Here is a 17,551-nt window from a genome sequence, read left to right as displayed (position 1 = left end):
CGGTTGCACACGAAGATCGCGTTTCCGCGGCATGGCGGCTTGAAAACGCATGACCGTGAGAACTGGTCCATCCTGCCGCTACGAATTTTCCGAAAAGTGAATAAAGCTTCCATTCCACAGGGCGAAATAGCATGTGCCACACAGCGGCACATGCCCCGCCGGCCACAAAAATTTGGAGTGCCGTCCAGCCAGTCCGCAACGAGCGACGCGCAGGAAAAGTCGGATGTCGAAGCTTTTCGTTCCGATCTTGAATTGATGTTGGCGTCAATGTCTGCCGCCCTCTCACCCAATCAGTGGCGGAGCGATGGCATCGACAGTCACATCTCTGATCCGGATTCGACCTTGGAAAGTGATGTCGCCGATGCTGTTCGGCAGCTTTCTATTCGCGCACTCGGTGTTTGACGCGCCCGTTCCGTCGCGTCTGTCGCTTCGTATTTAAAGTGCTCCGGAAGACCGCCTTCGGAGACCGTTCTGCGACTGTCGCACGGTAGCGCTGCCGCCGTCGCGCGGCCTCTCCCTGGTCGCTATGCTCTCCTGATGAAATTGCGCCACAGCGGCTACCAATAAGCCATCCCGCCGACCGAGATGCTGTGCGCGACCGGATCTTGGTGCGAGGGATCGCTTTTAATGGTACTACTCATGTAGTACCTAATAACTACAACTCGCGATTCGCGGTGACGGTCTCGCCGCTCTGACCACCTTCAACGGAAAAAGCGCCAGCTTTTCCGAACGCGGAGTTGCGTGTGCTGCGTCAAAACACTGGGGAAACTTCGCATGGGCAGCAAACGCGCTCCTACGCTCCACCTCTTCCGCAACGGCGGGACTAAAAATATTGGTCGTCGTGCATGGTCGCATCGGCGAGACGGCTACGGCCCCTCATTTGCGCCACCGCCAAGTTTTGTTTCAGCGTTGGCGCTCGGCATGATTATCGGCAGCGGGAGCGTCCTGTCAGAACCTGCGGGCAGTTGCAACGCAACCGCCAATAGCCTGACCTGCACCGGTTCCGTGACCAACCCGAGTGCGTTCTCGCCAACCGGCGATTTCACCGTTGATATCGGAACGACGACGCCAACAGATACGCCTGCGCACATTGAGCAAAGCAATGGCTTTGCAGGCATCAAGATCAACGCCGGAGATTTTGGCGGCACCATTTCGATGACGACCGGTTCGACCATATCGGTCGCTGCAGGCCCCGGCACCAGTCGCAACGGCATGGTCGTCGCAAGCTATAGTGGAGGGCCCAGCCGGACATATGCGCTCGATATCGATGGCACGATCACGTCGAACGCCACCGATGGCGATGCGCTCCGCTTGGAAGGATCGAGCAGCGTCATTTTCAACGCGACGATCGGCCGGGCAGGGCACCTCGGCGGCGGCACAGGCGATGATGCCGTCATCGTCACGGGCGCCCAAAGCCTGTTGCTGACCAACTACGGCGTTCTCGAAGGTGGCAGCGCGCATCCCGATTCAGGAGGCGAGGGCATCAACATCGGCAATGTCAACGGCTCCGGTGAGCGTATCGCAGCAGATGGCGTGACCATCAACAACTACGGAACGATCAAAGGCACCGGAAATGCCGGGATTTCCGGCGGTCAGGGCATCATCGCATTTGGCGCCGGTGATGTAACCATTAACAACGGTCGGCGCGGCGACATCATCGGCGCGAGCGAGGGCATCCGCGTCGTCGCCGACGGTGATGTCAGCATCACGAATGATGGTGACATCAAAGGTAATTCATCAGCCGGCGTTGAAATCGCTGATGCAAGTACGGCCGACGTCACCAACAGGAGCCGCCATTCCATCGTCGGCGCGACTGACGGTCTCGACATTCATGACGTCGATATCGCAAATGTCGACAATGATCGCGGCCATATTATTGGTCAGGACGGCGATGGTGTTCACATCAACGACGTCACCGACGACGTGACTATCAAGAACAGGTTCGGCACACGAAGAAACGCGGCGACAATAGAGGGATCTGCCAACGGCCTTTCGATTGCGGAGGTTGGCGGCGACATTGCCATCGATAATCGCTTCGGAGGAAAAATCGTCGGCCATGACGATGACGGCATTCACATACGCGACGCCGGAAGCGACGTTGCAATAAACAATTCCTTCGGTGGCAGTGTCTCAGGTCATGACGACGGCGTGAACATCAGAGACGTCGACGACGACGTTGCTCTTGACAACAGCTTTGGCGGCCGCATCGCAGGTTGGCGCGATGATGGCGTCGATGTCAGCGACGTTCGCGGCGATGTTGCGGTATCCAATAATTTCGTCGGGACGATTGCAGGGCGGGACAACGGCGTACAGATCGATCATGTCCGAGACAATGTTGAGATATCGAATGCCTTCGGTGGAAAAATTTCCGGCCGAAACGGCGACGGCATCAATGTCGATCGCGTCCGGGACAACGTCGCAATCGCCAATGTCGCCGGCGAGATCAATGGCGGCGACGACGGCATGGACGTTGCCGATGTCGGCGATGATCTGCGCATCGCAAACCTCGCCGGCGGAAAGATTTTGGGTCGCAACGGAGACGGCATACAGGCCGACGACATTGATGGAAAAATCGCTGTAACCAACGGAGGCATCAGCGGCATATCCGGCCGCCGCGATGGCGTGCATATTCGCGATGCAGATGACGACGTATCGATAAAGAATAGCTTCGGAAGCCAGATTGCCGGCCGTTACGACGACGGCATCGACGTCAGCAAAGCGGACGATGATGTCGAAATCGTCAACCAGTTCGGCAGCAGCATCTCCGGTCGTGACAATGGCGTCCAGGTTGATGACGTCCGCGACGATGTGACGATCTCCAACAGCTTCGGAAGCACAATCTCCGGCCAGCGTGGAAACGGCGTCGATGTCCGAAACGTTCGCGATGACGTGGAAATTGCGAATGGATTTGGCGGCAACATCTCAGGCGGCGACAACGGCGTAGAAGTGCAAGATGTTCGCGACAACGTCACAGTCACGAATGTCGCAGCGTCGATTTCGGGTCGCCGCGACAACGGCGTCGACATCTCCAACGTGAGAGGAGATGTCGAAGTCGCGAACGTCTACGGTTCCATTCGCGGCAATGACGCCGGCGTCCGGGGCGATGATGTTCGCGGCGACGTCGCGCTTCATAACTGGGGCGGTGAGATCAAGGGACGTGATGACGGCATTCACATCCGAGACGTCGATGACGATGTCGAAATCAGCAATAGCTTCGGTGGCGAGATTTCCGGCCACCGCGGCGATGGCGTCGATGCTCGCGATGTCAATGACGATGTCGAGATTGCAAATGCCTTTGGGGGCACCATTCGTGGGCGCGACAATGGTATTCAGGTCGAGAACGTCGACGATGATGTCGAGATAGACAACCATTTCGGCAGCAGTATCAGCGGCCGACGCGGCGACGGCATTTCGCTAAGCGACGTTAACGGCACCGTTCGTATCGACAATCGCTTCGGCGGTGCTGTTTCCGGCGGGGACGAGGGCATTAAGGTCGATGACGTCGATGGCAACGTCACAGTCGAGAACGACTACGGCAGCATTCGCGGACGCCGCGATGCCGGCATCGATATCGAGGGGGACGGCGCCGTTACCATTAACAATGGCGCCGGTACGATCAAGGGGCGCACAAACGCCATCGCAATCGACGCGGACACCGCAAAAATTAATTCGTCCGGTCTAATTCGAGGTTCTGGCTGGTCTGCGCCCGTCATAGCGCTCGCAACGGCATCCGGCGCTACAATCAACAACAATGATGGCGGTGTTATCCGAGGATTTGCCAGTTCGCCACAAGCGCTCGCAATAGAGGCCGGCGGTGGCGCCATTACGATCAACAACGCCGGTACCATTTTCGGCCGCGTCGATCTTTCTGCCGCGGGAGATACCAGTACTCCAAACACGTTCAACAACAGCAGCAACAATAGCTGGCACGTCACCGGAACGAGCGAGCTTGGCAATGGTCTTGCGGACGACTTCAATAATACGGGAACAATCTTCACCACCGAGCCCGCCAATCCTGCTCTTAATAACGTAACGGTGCTGGCAGGTGTCGAACGCTTCGATAACGGTGCTCCGGGCGCCACGGGCACAATTGATCTTCAGGACGGACACACGGGCGACACCTTCACACTGAGCCCGACAAGCGGTGGCTCGCTGACGTTCAACGGTACGCCGGGTCGAAGCCTGCTGAAGGTCGATAGCTTCCTCGGAACAGTTCCGGGATCGAGTTCGGATTCACTCGTGATCGATGGCAGCGTGACGGGTGCGACTGCAATTCAGGTCAACAACGTCAATGGCGGTTTTGGTAGCTTCAATCCGGTGGGCATCAATGTCGTCACTGCGACGGGCTCGTCGCCGCCGAACAGCTTCTATCTCGCGAGTGGGCCGATCGACACCGGCATGTTCACGTACGATCTCTACCGCAAAGGACCGGATGAGTGGGTGCTGGCGAGCGCGCCGAACCATGCTTTCTTCGAGCTCCCAAGTCTCACGTCGGCGGCTCAGTCGATCTGGCATAGTACAGCCGGCGCCTGGCTCGGCCGAACGGCAGACCTGCGCACGGCGTTGGAAGGCACGTGCGAAATCGGCAGTCTCAAAGATCCTAAAGCCAGTTGCGAGCGTCCGACATCGGGTGCCTGGGTCAAGGTGCTCGGTTCGTCTGAGTCGCGCTCGCGTGATCATTCCTTCACGGTGCTAAATACGACGCAAAAATCGTCCGTAGACACGCAGTTGGAGGGCGGCGGTGTCATCGGGGGCTACGACCTCATTCGTAGCATGGACGATGGCGCGGGCATCTGGTTGGCGGGCGTCATGGGCGGATATCTCCGCTCTAACCTCGATTTCGACTCGTCACCAACGGGTGCGAAATTCGAAGGCGGCGCAGTCGGCGGCTATCTGACGTATCTCAGCGGTGGCTGGTTCCTCGATGGTCAGGTTCTGGCGAACATCGGCAACGTCGACTACTCGGGAAGCTTCTTGCAAAAGGATCACGCCAACGTCACGTCCATCGGTGGCGTCCTCGACACCGGCTACCGCATGGCGTACGGCACGACGTTTATCGAACCGGGCGCCACGCTCTCTTACGTCAACTCCGATATCGACGATCTGGCGCTCTACGGCACGACCGTCAACTTCAGCAACGGCGACAGCTTGCGTGGTCGCATCGGCGTGCGCCTGGGAACGACCATCGTCAAGGAGCAAGCGAAATATGAGCCCTTCATCGGCGTCAGCGGGCTGTACGAGTTCCTTGGCGACAACAAAGCCGGCATATCGAGCGGCGGCTATGAACTGCAGACGACGGACAATCTGACCGGTGCGCTTGGCGAAGTTTCTGGCGGCGTGAATGTCTTCAGCCTCGCCGGGGACGGCCTCAGTGCTTTCGCGAAAGGCGGCGTGCAGTTCGGCAAAGACGATTACGTCGGCTATGGCGGAACCCTTGGCGTGAGAGTCGACTGGTGAACGGCAAGGAACGGGCAGGAGCGCGAAATTCTCCCTTCGCATTCCTGCCCGCATTGGGTTGCGGCGAACGAACGCCGCGTCGGATTGGAGTTCTCGCAATGACAAGATTTTTAGTTCTCACGGTCTTAATCGCTTTGTCGATACTCGGTAGCAAGCACGTACACGCCGAAGCGTCGCGGCAGGTCATCGGGGATTGGGTCGTGACATGCACGCCGCCAATCTCTGGGCATAAGTCCTGCATGATGACCCAGGCGCTTGCCAGCGGGAAGCTCGGCCAGACCGTGAGCGTATTCACCATTGGTCGCGATCGCGCCGGAACGCTCAAGGCATCGATCCGTGTTCCGGTTGGTGTCTCGCTGCCGGACGGCGTCATCGTCGGCATCGAAAACGGCGACCGCTTTAAAGTTCCCTATAGCGCGTGCCATCGCATTGGATGCTTCGCGCCGTTCGATCTGACCGAGCCGTTGCTCGGGAAAATGCGCAAGGCGACGAAGATTTCAGCTGTCGCGCAAAGCGTTTCACAGCGACCGCTGGCGTTGAATTTTTCCGTGCGCGGTTTTCCAGCCGCTTACGAGCGATACGTCAACGAAAGTCGGTGACGCGGCGATGAGCGTAGGCACGCGTAGCTCGCAGAGATCAGTTCAGGAAAGCCCAGACATGTCCGCCAAATCAAATGGCAAGGTCGTCGTCATTCCGTCCGCCCATACGGTTGCGGGGGAACGGATTACCGATGGTTTGCAGGCGAACGAATATCGCTTGGCTCTCGGCGCGACACCGGCGCATTTTCAGACACTCGATGCTAGGATCGACGGCCGCGAGAATGCATATTGCCAGCCGGTCGATCTGGATCGGCCTGAATCCGTTAATACGTTTTTCCAGATTGCGTTCTCTCAAGTTGGCCAGCCGGACATCATCGCGCTTGAAGCGCTGCCGATAAATGGGCGCCGACTGCAGCCGGAGAGGACCGTCGAAATCGCAACGCGCCGGTTGCTGCATTGCCTCGATGCAGCGCTTCCGTATCTCGGCGAGACATTACATTTCTTGTTTATTGCACCGGCTTATGGTCCCGCAGCGATCCCGATTGCAACGGCATTTCTCGGCGCTCAGGCCGCGGCGAACGGCAAGACCTCTATACCGAAAGTTCGGATGTCCGTGGTGTCACCGCCGCCGGCCTATCCATGCGATGACGCTGCATTTGCACGGACGATTGTTCACCTGATCGAGGAGCCGCAATATCCCGATGTCACCGAGGCGCTGCTTTCGACGAAACGAAAGTCGCGCCCGCGAGGCACACGCAGCGATGTCAACGCGCGCACCCGCATCGACGCGTGATGTCGTGGGACGCAATTTGCGGTCAGTCGTTACCTTCAGAGGCCAATTGATGCGCAATCATTGCCGCACGTGTTCTGTTGGGCAGCCGCAACTTCTGCAAGACGGCTGTTACGTGCCTTTTCACCGTATTCAAGGAACACGCAAGCTCCTCGGCAATTTCCGCGTTGCTCTTTCCAGCGCCCAACAGCATCAGCACTTCGCGCTGTCGCGGGCTGAGTGTATCGACGTCCGGATGCAACGGCGCCTGCGCAGGTGCTTCACCGAACCCCGGTCCGAACTGCTGGAAGAGGGCTTTTGCAATCGTATCCTGGATGAGGCCCGGATTAAGCGACGTCGGCGGCTTCGGCGTTTTCTGAGTGGCGGTACCATCCTTCGTCTCGGGGATCCAATCCGCGATGTCGACGTGCATCAGAACGGCTCCGCTCCCGATATCCGCGCTGACCGGCACGCCGATGACGACGAACCACTGCTTCTGCTTCGGCGGCTGAGAGGGAAGCACAAACGAAATGAGACTGCGCTTGCGCTTCAAAAGCTGCTGCACGGCAGCAACGTGGTCGGCGTCGTCGCAATGATCGAAATAGGATTCGCCAAGCGGATAGAGCGACAGCGCCGCCTTGCTGTTTCCATCCGAACGCCCGGATTTGATGCTCACATCCAGAATGATCCCGCGGTTATCTACGAGAACGACGTGGACGGGAGGTTCGCGCAAAGCGGGAGCTTTCATAACGTTTCCTGAGGTGAGGCAGCCGGCCGGGACGAGCGCACAGGATTCGTCCTCAGTGCGCCAGACGCGAGGTCAGATATCCAACGTTTCGGCTGCAGGCCACCCACCGAACCAAGCAAATTGGTGGCAATTCTCTCTGCACGGCCAATTTTAATGATTATGCGCAACCAGTAATGGTGAGATATTTTGGACTATCCGCAAAGATTGCAGGACTAGGCCGTTCAGGCGGCGGAATCGGTTCCAGCGATTCGCTGCGGGAAGAAGGCCAGGACCTCGTGCGCCGGTATGGCAGGGCTGAAGAAGAAACCCTGCATCGCGCTGCAGCCTTCCTCTTTGACGATTGCGAACTGCTCGGCAGTTTCGACACCCTCGGCGGTGGTATGCATCCCGAGTGTGTTTGCAAGCTTGACGATCATCGTCAAAATGGCGCGTGCTTCGAGGCTGGTCGTCAGGTCTTGAATAAAGGCGCGGTCGATTTTTAAGCGATCAAAGGGGGAGTTCCGCAAACAGCCTAGAGACGAATAGCCGGTTCCGAAATCATCCATCGCGATTTCCACTCCGAGCGCGCGCAGTTCATCGAGCAGAACGTTCGCGCGGTCCGGGTTGGCCATAACGGTCGTCTCGGTGATTTCGAGCTGCAGGCGGCAGGCCGGAAGACCCGCCGCGGCCAGCGCCGCTTCGAGACGGCTCTTGGCGTCCGGAAGCTCGAATTGCGCGCGCGAGAAATTCACCGACACCTTGACGTCAACCGGCCATCGCGCGGCATCGCGGCAAGCTTGTCGAAGCACCACGTCTCCGATGGCGGCGATAAGCCCCAATTCTTCCGCAACCGGAATGAATTCAGCCGGAGAGACGAGCCCTCGCGTCGCGTGTCGCCATCGAACGAGCGCCTCGAAGGCAACCACCTCGTTCGTCGCAAGATGAACGACAGGCTGATAGTGAACCTCGAACGTCTGCTCGGCGAGGGCTTGGCGAAGATCCTGATCGAGCACTTGTCGCCGCCGGAGAGGAACGTCCATTTGCGCTTCAAATATCTTGGAGCATCCGCATCCCGCCGCTTTGGCCGCGTTGAGCGCAACACCGGCGCGCCGCAAGAATTCACCGGCGATATCGATGTTTTCCTGCCATGAGGCGACACCGATGCTTGCGCCGATGCGAATGTCCTGCTGGCCGAGCCTGATCGGCGCATTGATGGCTTCCAAGACGGACTGCGCAGCACTTTCAACCGCGGATCGCCATCGTGCATCGCTCAAGATGATTGCAAACTCGTCTCCGCTGAGTCGCGCAACGATATCGCCGGGTTGGACGCAGCCGCGCAGTCGGTCCAGAATGATCGCCAAGACCTCGTCGCCCGCCCCATGCCCGAGCGTAGCGTTGACAAACTTGAAATTATCGATGTCGACGCTGAGTAAAGCAATTGCGCCATGGCCTACGCGCGAGACCGCGTCGATCCGTTCGACGAGTTGCTTGCGGCCGACAAGGCCGCAGACAGATGAAGGCGCCGCGCCACCGGTGTCGCGAGTGCCGGCCATCGTCGCCAATAGGTTGACGGGCATCCGCTCTTGACGACGGAGCAGAAGACAGGCTGCAGCGATCGCAACCGAATTGGCAAATGCAAATGCCAGCACGCCGACGAGCTGTTGTCCTGTGCCGACGCCAATAGAAAGAAAAGTCAGCGCGGCAATTGCAGCAACGATAATGCGGAGAACCATTCCGCCAGACAGTAGGATGGCCGCGGTCAGGACGGCATATGTGGGCAGCATCAGGAAGAAGGCCGCGGTTGAATTCGCGACGGCAAGAAAAACCGCTATTCCGACTGTCAGCGAGCGGATCGCCGGCAGCAAGATCTGTTTGAGCGCAGAGTTGAGCGGCATAGGATTTTTCCTGAGCGCACGGAAATCCGTGGGGTCGGCTTGTACGGGAAGGATTTCCTTATAATAACACTAAAGTGTTATTTACACATTAATCCGCGATGGGCTCATGCAACTCTTTTGTGGGATAATACGATTGCCGCGCTGAAGCGCGGCTTCCACCCCGTGTCTGGCAAAGGCAAAAACAGAAATGCCGTCAGCATCGCTGAAACGCTCGCCATGGCGGTGGTGCGTAACGGATAGTCGACCAGGGAATGCGCGAGCAGGAGCGCGAGCGCGATGGCTGCGGCGCGGCGAAGCGACAGATCGATTCCGGTCTTGGCTTCATCGTTCCACAGAGCAAGGGAACGGTGAAGCAGCCAAGAACAAACGATCGCGACCAGGATCAGACCAACGACGCCTGTCTCGAGCCACACCTCAAGCAGATCGTTGTGGGCATGGTTCGCATACGTCAGTCCGATTTCCGGAGTAGGCTCGAAAAGCTGATAGACCGGGACGAATGAGCCAAGGCCGGATCCCCATGGCATATAGGTCATCGCAGCGGAGATCGTATTGCGAGCAAAAGGAATGCGCAGGTTGTCTGCGGAGTCCGCTCCGAAGCGATCGAGAATGCGATAGATTGCGAGCGGCGATAGGAAAGCCGGGATTGCGATCGCGGTTCCAATTGCAGCGCTCGTAATGCCTGGGCGGAGCATCTTCAGGCGCGAATCTCCTCTTGCCAAGCTAACGCTTCCCAGCAATGCGATAAACATCAGAAGCAATCCGGCGCGAGACCGCGCCATCATCGCGCCAGCCATCACAATGACGAGCACTGTAAGCCACCCAACGAGTGGCGCCAAAAAGTTGGCATCAATCCGCTTGCTGTGCATCGTTCTTGCGACCGCAAGCGTTTCGAGCAGATGCACACCGATTAAAAGCGCTGAAATGTAGAGTAAAGCGGCGAGGTGATTCCGATTGGCGAAAAAGCCGACGGCTTCGGTTCTGTTCGTGATGTCATAGAATCGTAGCGCGCTGTGGGGGCCTTGGATAAGCTGCAGCAATCCGAGAAAAACGCTGGCAACGGCCATCGCGATAACTAGAAGACTGAGATATCGCCGCTCCACGTTGCTGAGCGTCAGAACGCCGAGAAATACAGCAATAGGAGGCAATAACGACAGTCCGCTGAGCCACGTTGCGGTCGGCGTAAGCGTCATAGGCGAAGGCGGTTGATCCCGCTCGATCAATATATATGTTTCAGCAATGACGGAGCGACCGGGCAAATGCTTCCACAACTCCAAGGGCATCGGGACGAGTTGGAGCACCGGAATAAGCACAGCCGCAGCAATGAAGAGCAGAGGCCATTTGAACTGTCCTAAGGCCTGTCGCAAGACGATCTCGCGGAGCACTGCAATCAGAACGAAAGCGGACAGCAATTGCAGAAAGACATCGCCCAGGGCGCCGCTTCGCGTCGCGCCACCGAAGACCAACGAAGCGCATAGGGTTGCGCTCGTCAGCCAATAAACCGCGTGATCGAAAAATATAGCTCGCGACGGCAGCCGAAAATGACCGCGGCATCGAATGGGTGTCGTTCGGCTTGCGGGCCGCAATCTCGGCCGGGAAGACATCAAAATGAAACCAGCCTGTGGCGCGTGAGGTTCGCTGGCGTCTCGCATCATTGGCGACGGACTTTCTGCGACGGCTACGTCCGGTACGCTCAGGGGCTTGCCGGTGGGCTGCCTCCGCCGCCGCTAAGGGCGAACGCTGCGGCCGTGATTCCGCCGATCGCTGTAGCTCCCACGAGATAGGGCAGGGCGTCGAACTGGGAGGCCTCTGGCGCAACTGCCGTCTGCGTCACGGCAGACCAGTCTTGCGTCGCCAACGCCGACGTCTCGGAAAAGCCCCCACTTGCAGATGGAGACGCTGCGGAAGCAGCGCTGGCATCGTCGCATAGCGTTTCTGCTGGAACGCTAAATACGATGCCGATTCCCAAACGAATGGTGCAACCATTTTTGAACGTCACTTTCGCCGAGCTTCCGGCCCTCGCGACGACGGTATCTCCGGGAAAAAGATCGGCTGCATCGCGCACGCTTTCATATCCGTCTCCATGGCTGACGAGCGCGTCACCCTTCATCACCGTCAGGCGCGCGGCGTGGGCCGACGTCGCGGACGACAAAGCTGCGACAAGCGCCAAGAGCGTGCGCACCATCTGAGGTTCCTTTTTGAATAGTCCATTAGGATCATAGTTCATCCTCAAGAAATCCGGAAGCAGGAGCCGCACAAAATTCTCATTCTCCCCGGTTTATCGTTGTTTGTGAGCCACAGAGCGCCGAGCGTGTCCAGCGAAGCCTTGACAGCGTGGATCAATTGGAGGGATAGGACTATGTGTAGTCCGTAATTATTATAATGGGGCGCTTTCGCGGATGATCGACATCCATTGCCATCTTCTGCCGGGTCTCGATGATGGTGCCGTGGACCTCGCGATGTCGCTGCGAATGGCCCGCGCGCTCATCGATGACGGCGTCGAGGCCGTCGTCTGCACGCCGCACATTCTGCCCGGTCTCTATCACAATAGGGGAGAGCAGATTGAGGGAGCTGTCGCGCGACTACGCTCTCGCCTCGCCGATGATGGACTGCGTCTTGATCTTCACAGCGGCGCTGACGCGCACATCACGGTCGACTTCGTGGCGAAGCTGGCGACCAAGGAAATCCCGACACTTGCCGACAGCCGATACGTTTTGATTGAGCTGCCGCAGCATGTCGAGCCGAGACTCATCAAGCAATTTTTCTTTCAGCTTCGTACCGCTGGCTACATTCCCATCCTTTCGCATCCGGAACGCATGCCGTGGATCGCAAGTCAGTATCGCACGATCGAGGAACTCGTGGCATCTGGCGTGTGGCTTCAGCTTACCGCCGGTTCGCTGCTCGGCGATTTTGGCCGCGATGCAAAATATTGGGCTGAGCGCATTCTGGATGATGGCATTGCTCACATCATTGCGACCGACGCACACAATGACGACAGCCGTCCGCCGAACCTGAGGATGGGGTACGATGTCGCTGCGAAACGCATTGGCGATGCCGAGGCCGAAAAGCTCGTCAAGAGCCGCCCAGGCGCCATTCTTTGCAATGAAGCGCCGGCTCCCTGGCCATTGTCTTCATGCGGTACGACATCAGTCGGCTACAGAAATGGTTGATATGGGAGACGTTGTGGCAGGCGAGAAAATGCGCATTCTGAGCTTCGTGTCGGCTTTGATAGTGAGCATCGCCGTTGCTGGCTGCGGCGCTAGCCTACAGCAGAGTCCGCACTTTGCGACTGCATCCTCAACGCGCAATTCTCAGGATGGTCCCGGTCCCGAGCAGCTTAAACCGGCGGCGCTCGGCGGACAGGAAGCCCATGTTGCCGAGGAATTGGCGTCGGTCTCCAATCCAAGCAGCAGCGCCTATAAAATCGGTCCGATGGACGTCGTCGATATTTCGGTGTTCCAGGTTCCAGAACTCTCCAAGACCGTTCAGGTCGATGCCGACGGAACGATCAATCTTCCGCTTGTCGGCAAGGTTCGCGCAGCAGGTCTAACGCCGGGCGAGGTCGAGAATGATCTCACACACCAGCTCGGAAAAAAGTATCTGCAGTCGCCGCAGGTGAACGTCTATATCAAGGAATACAACAGCCAGCGCGTTACCGTTGATGGGGCGGTAAAGCGGCCTGGCGTCTACCCGCTGCATGGCCCAGCAACGCTTCTCCAAGTCATTGCGACCGCCGAGGGGTTCACCGATACAGCCGACTCGACGGTCGCGATATTCCGCACGGAGAACGGCGAACGCTCGGCGGCCAGGTTCAATGTTGGCGACATCCGGTCGGGAAACGCGAAAGATCCGGAGATCCACAAGGGTGACGTCGTCGTGGTCAGTAATTCGACGATGAAAGAGGGCTATCAGGCGCTTCTGAAAGTCCTTCCTGTCTCGAGCCTGTTCGTTTCGGTCCTTTAGCTGCGTTGACATCATTTACTGGAAGGCGACGGAATGACTCTTCCCAGCGACGCCGGTTCCGCGCCTTTGCCGCAAGCTGGCGCTCAAGCACTTGAAGTCGCCGATCCCTATAAGCTGTACGGCGGCCGCCATCTCGACCCTCATACCGCCGATGGTCCTGACTTTGCTGTCAAAGTCATGGCGATCCTGCGCCTTTTGAATAAGCGGAAAGTCTTGATCGTCGCCGTGACGGTTGCGGTGTTTGCGCTTGGTACGCTGCGCACATTGATGACGACGCCGCAGTTCACATCAACGCTGCGGCTTCAAATAGATCGCAACGTTGCGAAGATCGTAGAAGGTGGAAACCTCACGCCTGTCGAAGGTACCGATACCGAGTTTCTACGAACGCAGTACGAGCTGCTTCTCAGTCGAAGCTTGGCGAAACGCGTCGCGGCTTTGGCGGGTCTGGTTGACGATCCTGAATTTTTCCGTCCGCAGTCGTTATCCGTAATCGCTGTGATCAAAAAGCTGCTCCGGTCAGGCGAGGCATCAACGCCGACAAGCAAGCGTGAGTTGATGGCAACCGCTGCCGCCATCGTACAGGAGAACGTTTCCGTAAAGCCGATTCCAGGCTCGCGCCTCGTCGACATTTCTTATTCCGACGCCAGCGCAGCTCGCAGCCAGAAGATTGCCGCAGCCTACGCCGACGCCTTCATCGCTTCGAATTTGGATAAGCGGTTCGAGGCGAATGCCTACGCCAAGAAATTTCTCGAGGATCAGATCAAGCAACTCAAGCTCCGCCTCGAGCAATCCGAAAAAACAATGCTGGCTTTTGCCGAAAAGGAACAGATCGTATCCATCGGCGAATCCTCATCGATCGCCGAAGCAGATCTTGCCAACTCGAGCGCAGCGCTCGGAAACATCACGTCGGAGCGAATCAAGAATGAACAACTTTGGAAGCAGGTCGCAAATTCCAGCGCCTTCGACTTCCCGCAGTTCCTGAGCAGCAACGGCATCGACACGCTTCGGGTCAAGCGCAACGATCTCGTAAGCACGTATCAGCAGAAGCTCCAGACCTTCAAGCCGAGCTATCCTTTGATGCTGCAAATCAAGAATGAGATTTCCGAAGTCGACCGTCAGCTTTCGGCGGAAGCCAAATCCATCCGGGCGTCCCTCAAGAACGCCTATGAATCATCGCTTAGCCAGGAACACGAAATGACCGCTCGCGTCGTAAAGTTGCGCGGTGATGTTCTAGATTTTCAGAAGCGATCAATCGAGTACAATATCCTTAAACGGGAAGTCGACACCAACCGCCAGCTCTACAACGGCCTTCTGCAGCGGTATAAAGAAGTGGACATCGCCGGTGGCGCGGGAAGCAATAACGTCTTCGTCGTCGACAGTGCGAACCTTCCAGGCGTGCCATCGTCTCCAAGGCTATTAAAGTCGATGCTGTTGTCGCTCTTCATCGGCTTTGGCGCCAGCATTGGACTCGCCTACCTTCTCGAGAATTTTGACGACGTCATCGATTCAGTCGACGAGGCCGAAGACGTCACGGGTCTGGCCACGCTCGGCGTCATCCCTCTCGTCAGCACTGAGATCGGTGTGCAGGCTTCACTGCGGGACGCGCGCTCGCCGCTGTCGGAGGCTTACCGGTCGCTTTGTACATCGCTACAGTTTTCGACGCCGCGCGGGATGCCCAGGTCGCTGTTCGTGACGAGTGCCGGCGCCCAAGAGGGCAAGTCTGTAAGCTCGATTGCAATTGCCCAGCATTTTGTGAGGCTCGGGCTCAAGGTTCTGCTGGTCGACGCGGACATGCGCAATCCATCGCTGCACAAATACATCTCGGCCGACTGTTCGGTCGGGTTGAGTTCATACCTGTCCGGCGCTTGCGAGTTGGCCACAGCCATCCAGAAAACGGATACGGGTGGACTAGCCTTCATGCCGTCCGGTCATCTCCCGCCGAACGCGGCAGACCTTCTCGGTAGCCCGCATCTCCTCTCGTTGTTATCCGACAGCCAGGAGGTATTCGATCTTGTCATCATCGACGGTCCTCCCGTGCTCGGTATCGCAGACGCGCTTCTGCTTTCCAATGCGGCCGAAGGAACGGTCTTCGCCATAGGCAGCGGTGTGGCCCGAGTCGGCGCGGTGCGAAGCGCTTTGAGGCGCTTGGAACTCTCAAAATGCCCTGTGATCGGTATCGTTGTGACGAAGTTCGACGCAAAAGCAGCGGGCTATGGCTACGGCTATAGCTACGGGTATGGCTACGGCACCAGTGCCTTGTCCTATGGCGTGTCGGCATCGAGTGGAGATCAGGCGGCGCCAACCTTGCCGGGGCCGGCATGAGACGTCGACGTCAGGCTCAGGCGTTGAGTGCAGCTGTGGATTTGCTGCGAATTCCATCGCAGGCGCGCATGATGCGGTCCGCTCCGCTCCCGTCTGGAATTTTACTGCTCCTTCGTCTTGCGGCCGAAGATGGCGAAGCACTCTTGGACGCGGAAAATATTACCAAGCGGGCGCGCGAATCCCATCGCGACGCCGCCATTTTTTTTATCGAGCAGATTCTCCTGGCATCGAATTCGGATGCCTATCGCATGCTCGGCCTGGACAAGACCGCTACAGCCGTTGAGATGCGGCGGCATATGGCATACTTACTGAAATGGCTGCATCCTGATCGTAACACCGACCCACACAAAGGCCGCCTTGCCCGTCGGGTCCTGCTCGCCTGGAACGAGTTGAGTGCCGCTAGACGAGCTAAGGAAGATAAGCTCGCTGCCGGCCAATCGAAGCCCGAGTCGCGCGCCGGGTCGCCGGCACGCAGGCGGCCGATGTATTCGCAGGAAAAGACGACAGCTCGCGCGCCGCGAACCGCAAAACAATGACGGGAGCTGGCGCGCAAAACGCACCAGGCCACCGCAGCCGTGACGTGCGCGCCGTCACAGCATCGCTTGCAGCACAGGAAGGAAGGACCACCTCGCGACGCCCGCTGGCAAACTTCTTTTCGCTGTTGATGGCCATTGTGCTCGTTACATTGGTCGTCACGCATAGCCTTATTGGGTATCTCGCTGCGGTGCATCCGCAATGGGCGCTCGCCCTGGGCTCATACCCGGCTGCCGAACTGCAGATCGCGAACGACGTCGGCGCGTCGGGTGCGCCGAAGGGAAGTGCCGATAACCCACCGTCAGGCGGAACCGCTGCTGCCATTCGCGATCGTATAACGCGCGCGCTCTATCAGGACCCGCTCAACGCCCGCGCCTTCGAGCTTCTTGGCGCCCTCGAAGCGTCTCGCAGTGCGCCGGCGGCAGACAGGTTTATGCAGGCCGCGGTCAATCGCTCGCGTCGAACGCCCGCAGCGCTCTATTGGCTGGCGCGACGCAAATTAGCGCAAGGCGATACACGCAGCGCTATGGCGCTCGCCGATACGGTGCTCCGCATCCGTCCAGCGGCGATGTCGATCGTTGCTCCTATCGTAGCAAAAATCGCAGCGATGCCAGAGGGAGAGGACCAGGTTATCGGCGTTCTCGCCGCGGCACCACTATGGCGGCAGGCGCTCTTTCACCTTCTCAACAGCCACGCAAAGGCCGCAGGCGTCTCAGCGCATTTGCTGCTTGCATTGCAAGGCACGCCACATCCGCCAACAGATCGCGAAGTCGATGGCTGCATATCCTCGTTAGTCAAGAACAGGAAGTTCGAGTTGGCGTACTATATGTGGCTACAGTTTCTGCCACCGGATAAAGCAAAAGATGTGAAATTGCTCTTTAACGGCGACTTTCGTTTCGAGCCGACCCCTGTCCCGTTCGATTGGTCGATGCAAGGAGGCAGCGGCGTCATTGCCGAAATCGCAAGCGACAACGATCAGCGCGGGAGAAACGTCCTGTCGATCGGCCTTAGTGGTGGACGTGTAAATTTTCATCCAATCGCACAGACGCTGTTTCTTCAACCAGGGCGTTATCGCTTTAGCGTGCGTGCGAAAGGCAGCATCGATGGCCCGCGAGGCTTGAAATGGCAGGTCGCTTGTCTTGTCCCGGCGTGGAAGATCGTTGCCGAGACGCCGATGCTGCTGGGCGCAAATCCACAATGGCGCGAGTTTTCTTCGCCGTTTGATGTTCCGCCGGGATGTGAGGCGCAAACGCTTAGCTTGATACTTGCCGCCCGCTCTGCATCCGAAACCCTTGTGTCGGGCTCGGCTGCGTTTGCCGATATCAAACTAGAACGAGACTAGTCTCCC

At 58.2% G+C, this 17,551-nt stretch carries 13 protein-coding genes; 9 read left to right on the top strand and 4 right to left on the bottom strand.

Annotation, left to right across the window (positions count from 1 at the left end; all coding sequences use genetic code 11):
- Positions 1-3: 3 nt before the first annotated feature.
- From ACLB1Z_RS16445 to ACLB1Z_RS16430, 4 genes are all read left to right on the top strand, one after another.
- Positions 4-402: a hypothetical protein gene (locus tag ACLB1Z_RS16445; protein ID WP_409560801.1), complete on the top strand. Its 399-nt coding sequence runs from the start codon at positions 4-6 to the stop codon at positions 400-402.
- A 519-nt stretch (positions 403-921) separates the two neighbouring features.
- Positions 922-5,457: an autotransporter domain-containing protein gene (locus ACLB1Z_RS16440; protein ID WP_409560800.1), complete on the top strand. Its 4,536-nt coding sequence runs from the start codon at positions 922-924 to the stop codon at positions 5,455-5,457.
- Positions 5,458-5,555: 98 nt separating this feature from the next.
- Entirely contained in the window at positions 5,556-6,056 is a 501-nt protein-coding gene (locus ACLB1Z_RS16435) for an invasion associated locus B family protein (protein WP_409560799.1), read from the top strand.
- A 58-nt stretch (positions 6,057-6,114) separates the two neighbouring features.
- The gene (locus ACLB1Z_RS16430) at positions 6,115-6,789 is read left to right on the top strand and encodes a hypothetical protein (RefSeq protein ID WP_409560798.1); all 675 of its coding nucleotides are present in this window, start codon (positions 6,115-6,117) and stop codon (positions 6,787-6,789) included.
- A 22-nt stretch (positions 6,790-6,811) separates the two neighbouring features.
- Here the strand turns inward: ACLB1Z_RS16430 and ACLB1Z_RS16425 are convergent, their stop codons facing one another.
- From ACLB1Z_RS16425 to ACLB1Z_RS16410, 4 genes are all read right to left on the bottom strand, one after another.
- Positions 6,812-7,513, bottom strand: a complete 702-nt coding sequence (locus ACLB1Z_RS16425; RefSeq protein WP_409560797.1) for a response regulator transcription factor — start codon at positions 7,511-7,513, stop codon at positions 6,812-6,814.
- Positions 7,514-7,734: 221 nt separating this feature from the next.
- Positions 7,735-9,387 carry a putative bifunctional diguanylate cyclase/phosphodiesterase gene (locus ACLB1Z_RS16420; RefSeq protein WP_409560796.1) on the bottom strand — a complete coding sequence of 551 codons (1,653 nt, stop codon included), beginning with the start codon at positions 9,385-9,387 and terminating at the stop codon, positions 7,735-7,737.
- A 104-nt stretch (positions 9,388-9,491) separates the two neighbouring features.
- Positions 9,492-10,577: an O-antigen ligase family protein gene (locus tag ACLB1Z_RS16415; protein ID WP_409560795.1), complete on the bottom strand. Its 1,086-nt coding sequence runs from the start codon at positions 10,575-10,577 to the stop codon at positions 9,492-9,494.
- Between the two features lie 500 nt (positions 10,578-11,077).
- Positions 11,078-11,611 (bottom strand): hypothetical protein, encoded by a 534-nt coding sequence (locus ACLB1Z_RS16410; protein WP_409560794.1) that lies wholly within the window; start codon positions 11,609-11,611, stop codon positions 11,078-11,080.
- A 172-nt stretch (positions 11,612-11,783) separates the two neighbouring features.
- Here ACLB1Z_RS16410 and ACLB1Z_RS16405 point away from each other — a divergent pair, with 172 nt between their 5' ends.
- From ACLB1Z_RS16405 to ACLB1Z_RS16385, 5 genes are read left to right on the top strand one after another with little or no spacing between them, the layout of a single operon-like run.
- A complete protein-coding gene (locus ACLB1Z_RS16405; RefSeq protein ID WP_409560793.1) occupies positions 11,784-12,554 on the top strand; it encodes a tyrosine-protein phosphatase in 771 nt (256 codons plus the stop codon).
- Positions 12,547-13,347 carry a polysaccharide biosynthesis/export family protein gene (locus ACLB1Z_RS16400; RefSeq protein ID WP_409560792.1) on the top strand — a complete coding sequence of 267 codons (801 nt, stop codon included), beginning with the start codon at positions 12,547-12,549 and terminating at the stop codon, positions 13,345-13,347. The genes ACLB1Z_RS16405 and ACLB1Z_RS16400 overlap by 8 nt, the downstream gene beginning before the upstream one ends.
- A 33-nt stretch (positions 13,348-13,380) precedes the next feature.
- On the top strand, positions 13,381-15,669 hold the full coding sequence (locus tag ACLB1Z_RS16395; RefSeq protein ID WP_409560791.1) for a GumC family protein: 2,289 nt from the start codon (positions 13,381-13,383) through the stop codon (positions 15,667-15,669).
- Positions 15,666-16,205, top strand: coding sequence for a J domain-containing protein (locus ACLB1Z_RS16390; protein WP_409560790.1), 540 nt, complete (start codon positions 15,666-15,668; stop codon positions 16,203-16,205). Before ACLB1Z_RS16395 ends, ACLB1Z_RS16390 begins: the two co-directional genes overlap by 4 nt.
- A complete protein-coding gene (locus ACLB1Z_RS16385; RefSeq protein ID WP_409560789.1) occupies positions 16,202-17,545 on the top strand; it encodes a tetratricopeptide repeat protein in 1,344 nt (447 codons plus the stop codon). Before ACLB1Z_RS16390 ends, ACLB1Z_RS16385 begins: the two co-directional genes overlap by 4 nt.
- Positions 17,546-17,551 lie beyond the last annotated feature (6 nt).

Source organism: Hyphomicrobium sp. MC8b, assembly GCF_905067615.1.
Classification (GTDB): Bacteria; Pseudomonadota; Alphaproteobacteria; order Rhizobiales; family Hyphomicrobiaceae; genus Hyphomicrobium_B.
Note: the sequence above shows the minus strand (reverse complement) of the source record. Positions and strands in the feature narration are given on the sequence as shown.

What these genes read in the sequence shown, in the direction of transcription:
- ACLB1Z_RS16385 (WP_409560789.1), top strand. Translation starts at nt 16,202, where the DNA reads ATGACGGGAGCTGGCGCGCAAAACGCACCAGGCCACCGCAGCCGTGAC.
- ACLB1Z_RS16440 (WP_409560800.1), top strand. Translation starts at nt 922, where the DNA reads ATGATTATCGGCAGCGGGAGCGTCCTGTCAGAACCTGCGGGCAGTTGC.
- ACLB1Z_RS16425 (WP_409560797.1), bottom strand. Translation starts at nt 7,513, where the DNA reads ATGAAAGCTCCCGCTTTGCGCGAACCTCCCGTCCACGTCGTTCTCGTA.
- ACLB1Z_RS16405 (WP_409560793.1), top strand. Translation starts at nt 11,784, where the DNA reads ATGATCGACATCCATTGCCATCTTCTGCCGGGTCTCGATGATGGTGCC.
- ACLB1Z_RS16435 (WP_409560799.1), top strand. Translation starts at nt 5,556, where the DNA reads ATGACAAGATTTTTAGTTCTCACGGTCTTAATCGCTTTGTCGATACTC.
- ACLB1Z_RS16410 (WP_409560794.1), bottom strand. Translation starts at nt 11,611, where the DNA reads ATGAACTATGATCCTAATGGACTATTCAAAAAGGAACCTCAGATGGTG.
- ACLB1Z_RS16415 (WP_409560795.1), bottom strand. Translation starts at nt 10,577, where the DNA reads ATGACGCTTACGCCGACCGCAACGTGGCTCAGCGGACTGTCGTTATTG.
- ACLB1Z_RS16420 (WP_409560796.1), bottom strand. Translation starts at nt 9,387, where the DNA reads ATGCCGCTCAACTCTGCGCTCAAACAGATCTTGCTGCCGGCGATCCGC.
- ACLB1Z_RS16390 (WP_409560790.1), top strand. Translation starts at nt 15,666, where the DNA reads ATGAGACGTCGACGTCAGGCTCAGGCGTTGAGTGCAGCTGTGGATTTG.
- ACLB1Z_RS16430 (WP_409560798.1), top strand. Translation starts at nt 6,115, where the DNA reads ATGTCCGCCAAATCAAATGGCAAGGTCGTCGTCATTCCGTCCGCCCAT.
- ACLB1Z_RS16400 (WP_409560792.1), top strand. Translation starts at nt 12,547, where the DNA reads ATGGTTGATATGGGAGACGTTGTGGCAGGCGAGAAAATGCGCATTCTG.
- ACLB1Z_RS16395 (WP_409560791.1), top strand. Translation starts at nt 13,381, where the DNA reads ATGACTCTTCCCAGCGACGCCGGTTCCGCGCCTTTGCCGCAAGCTGGC.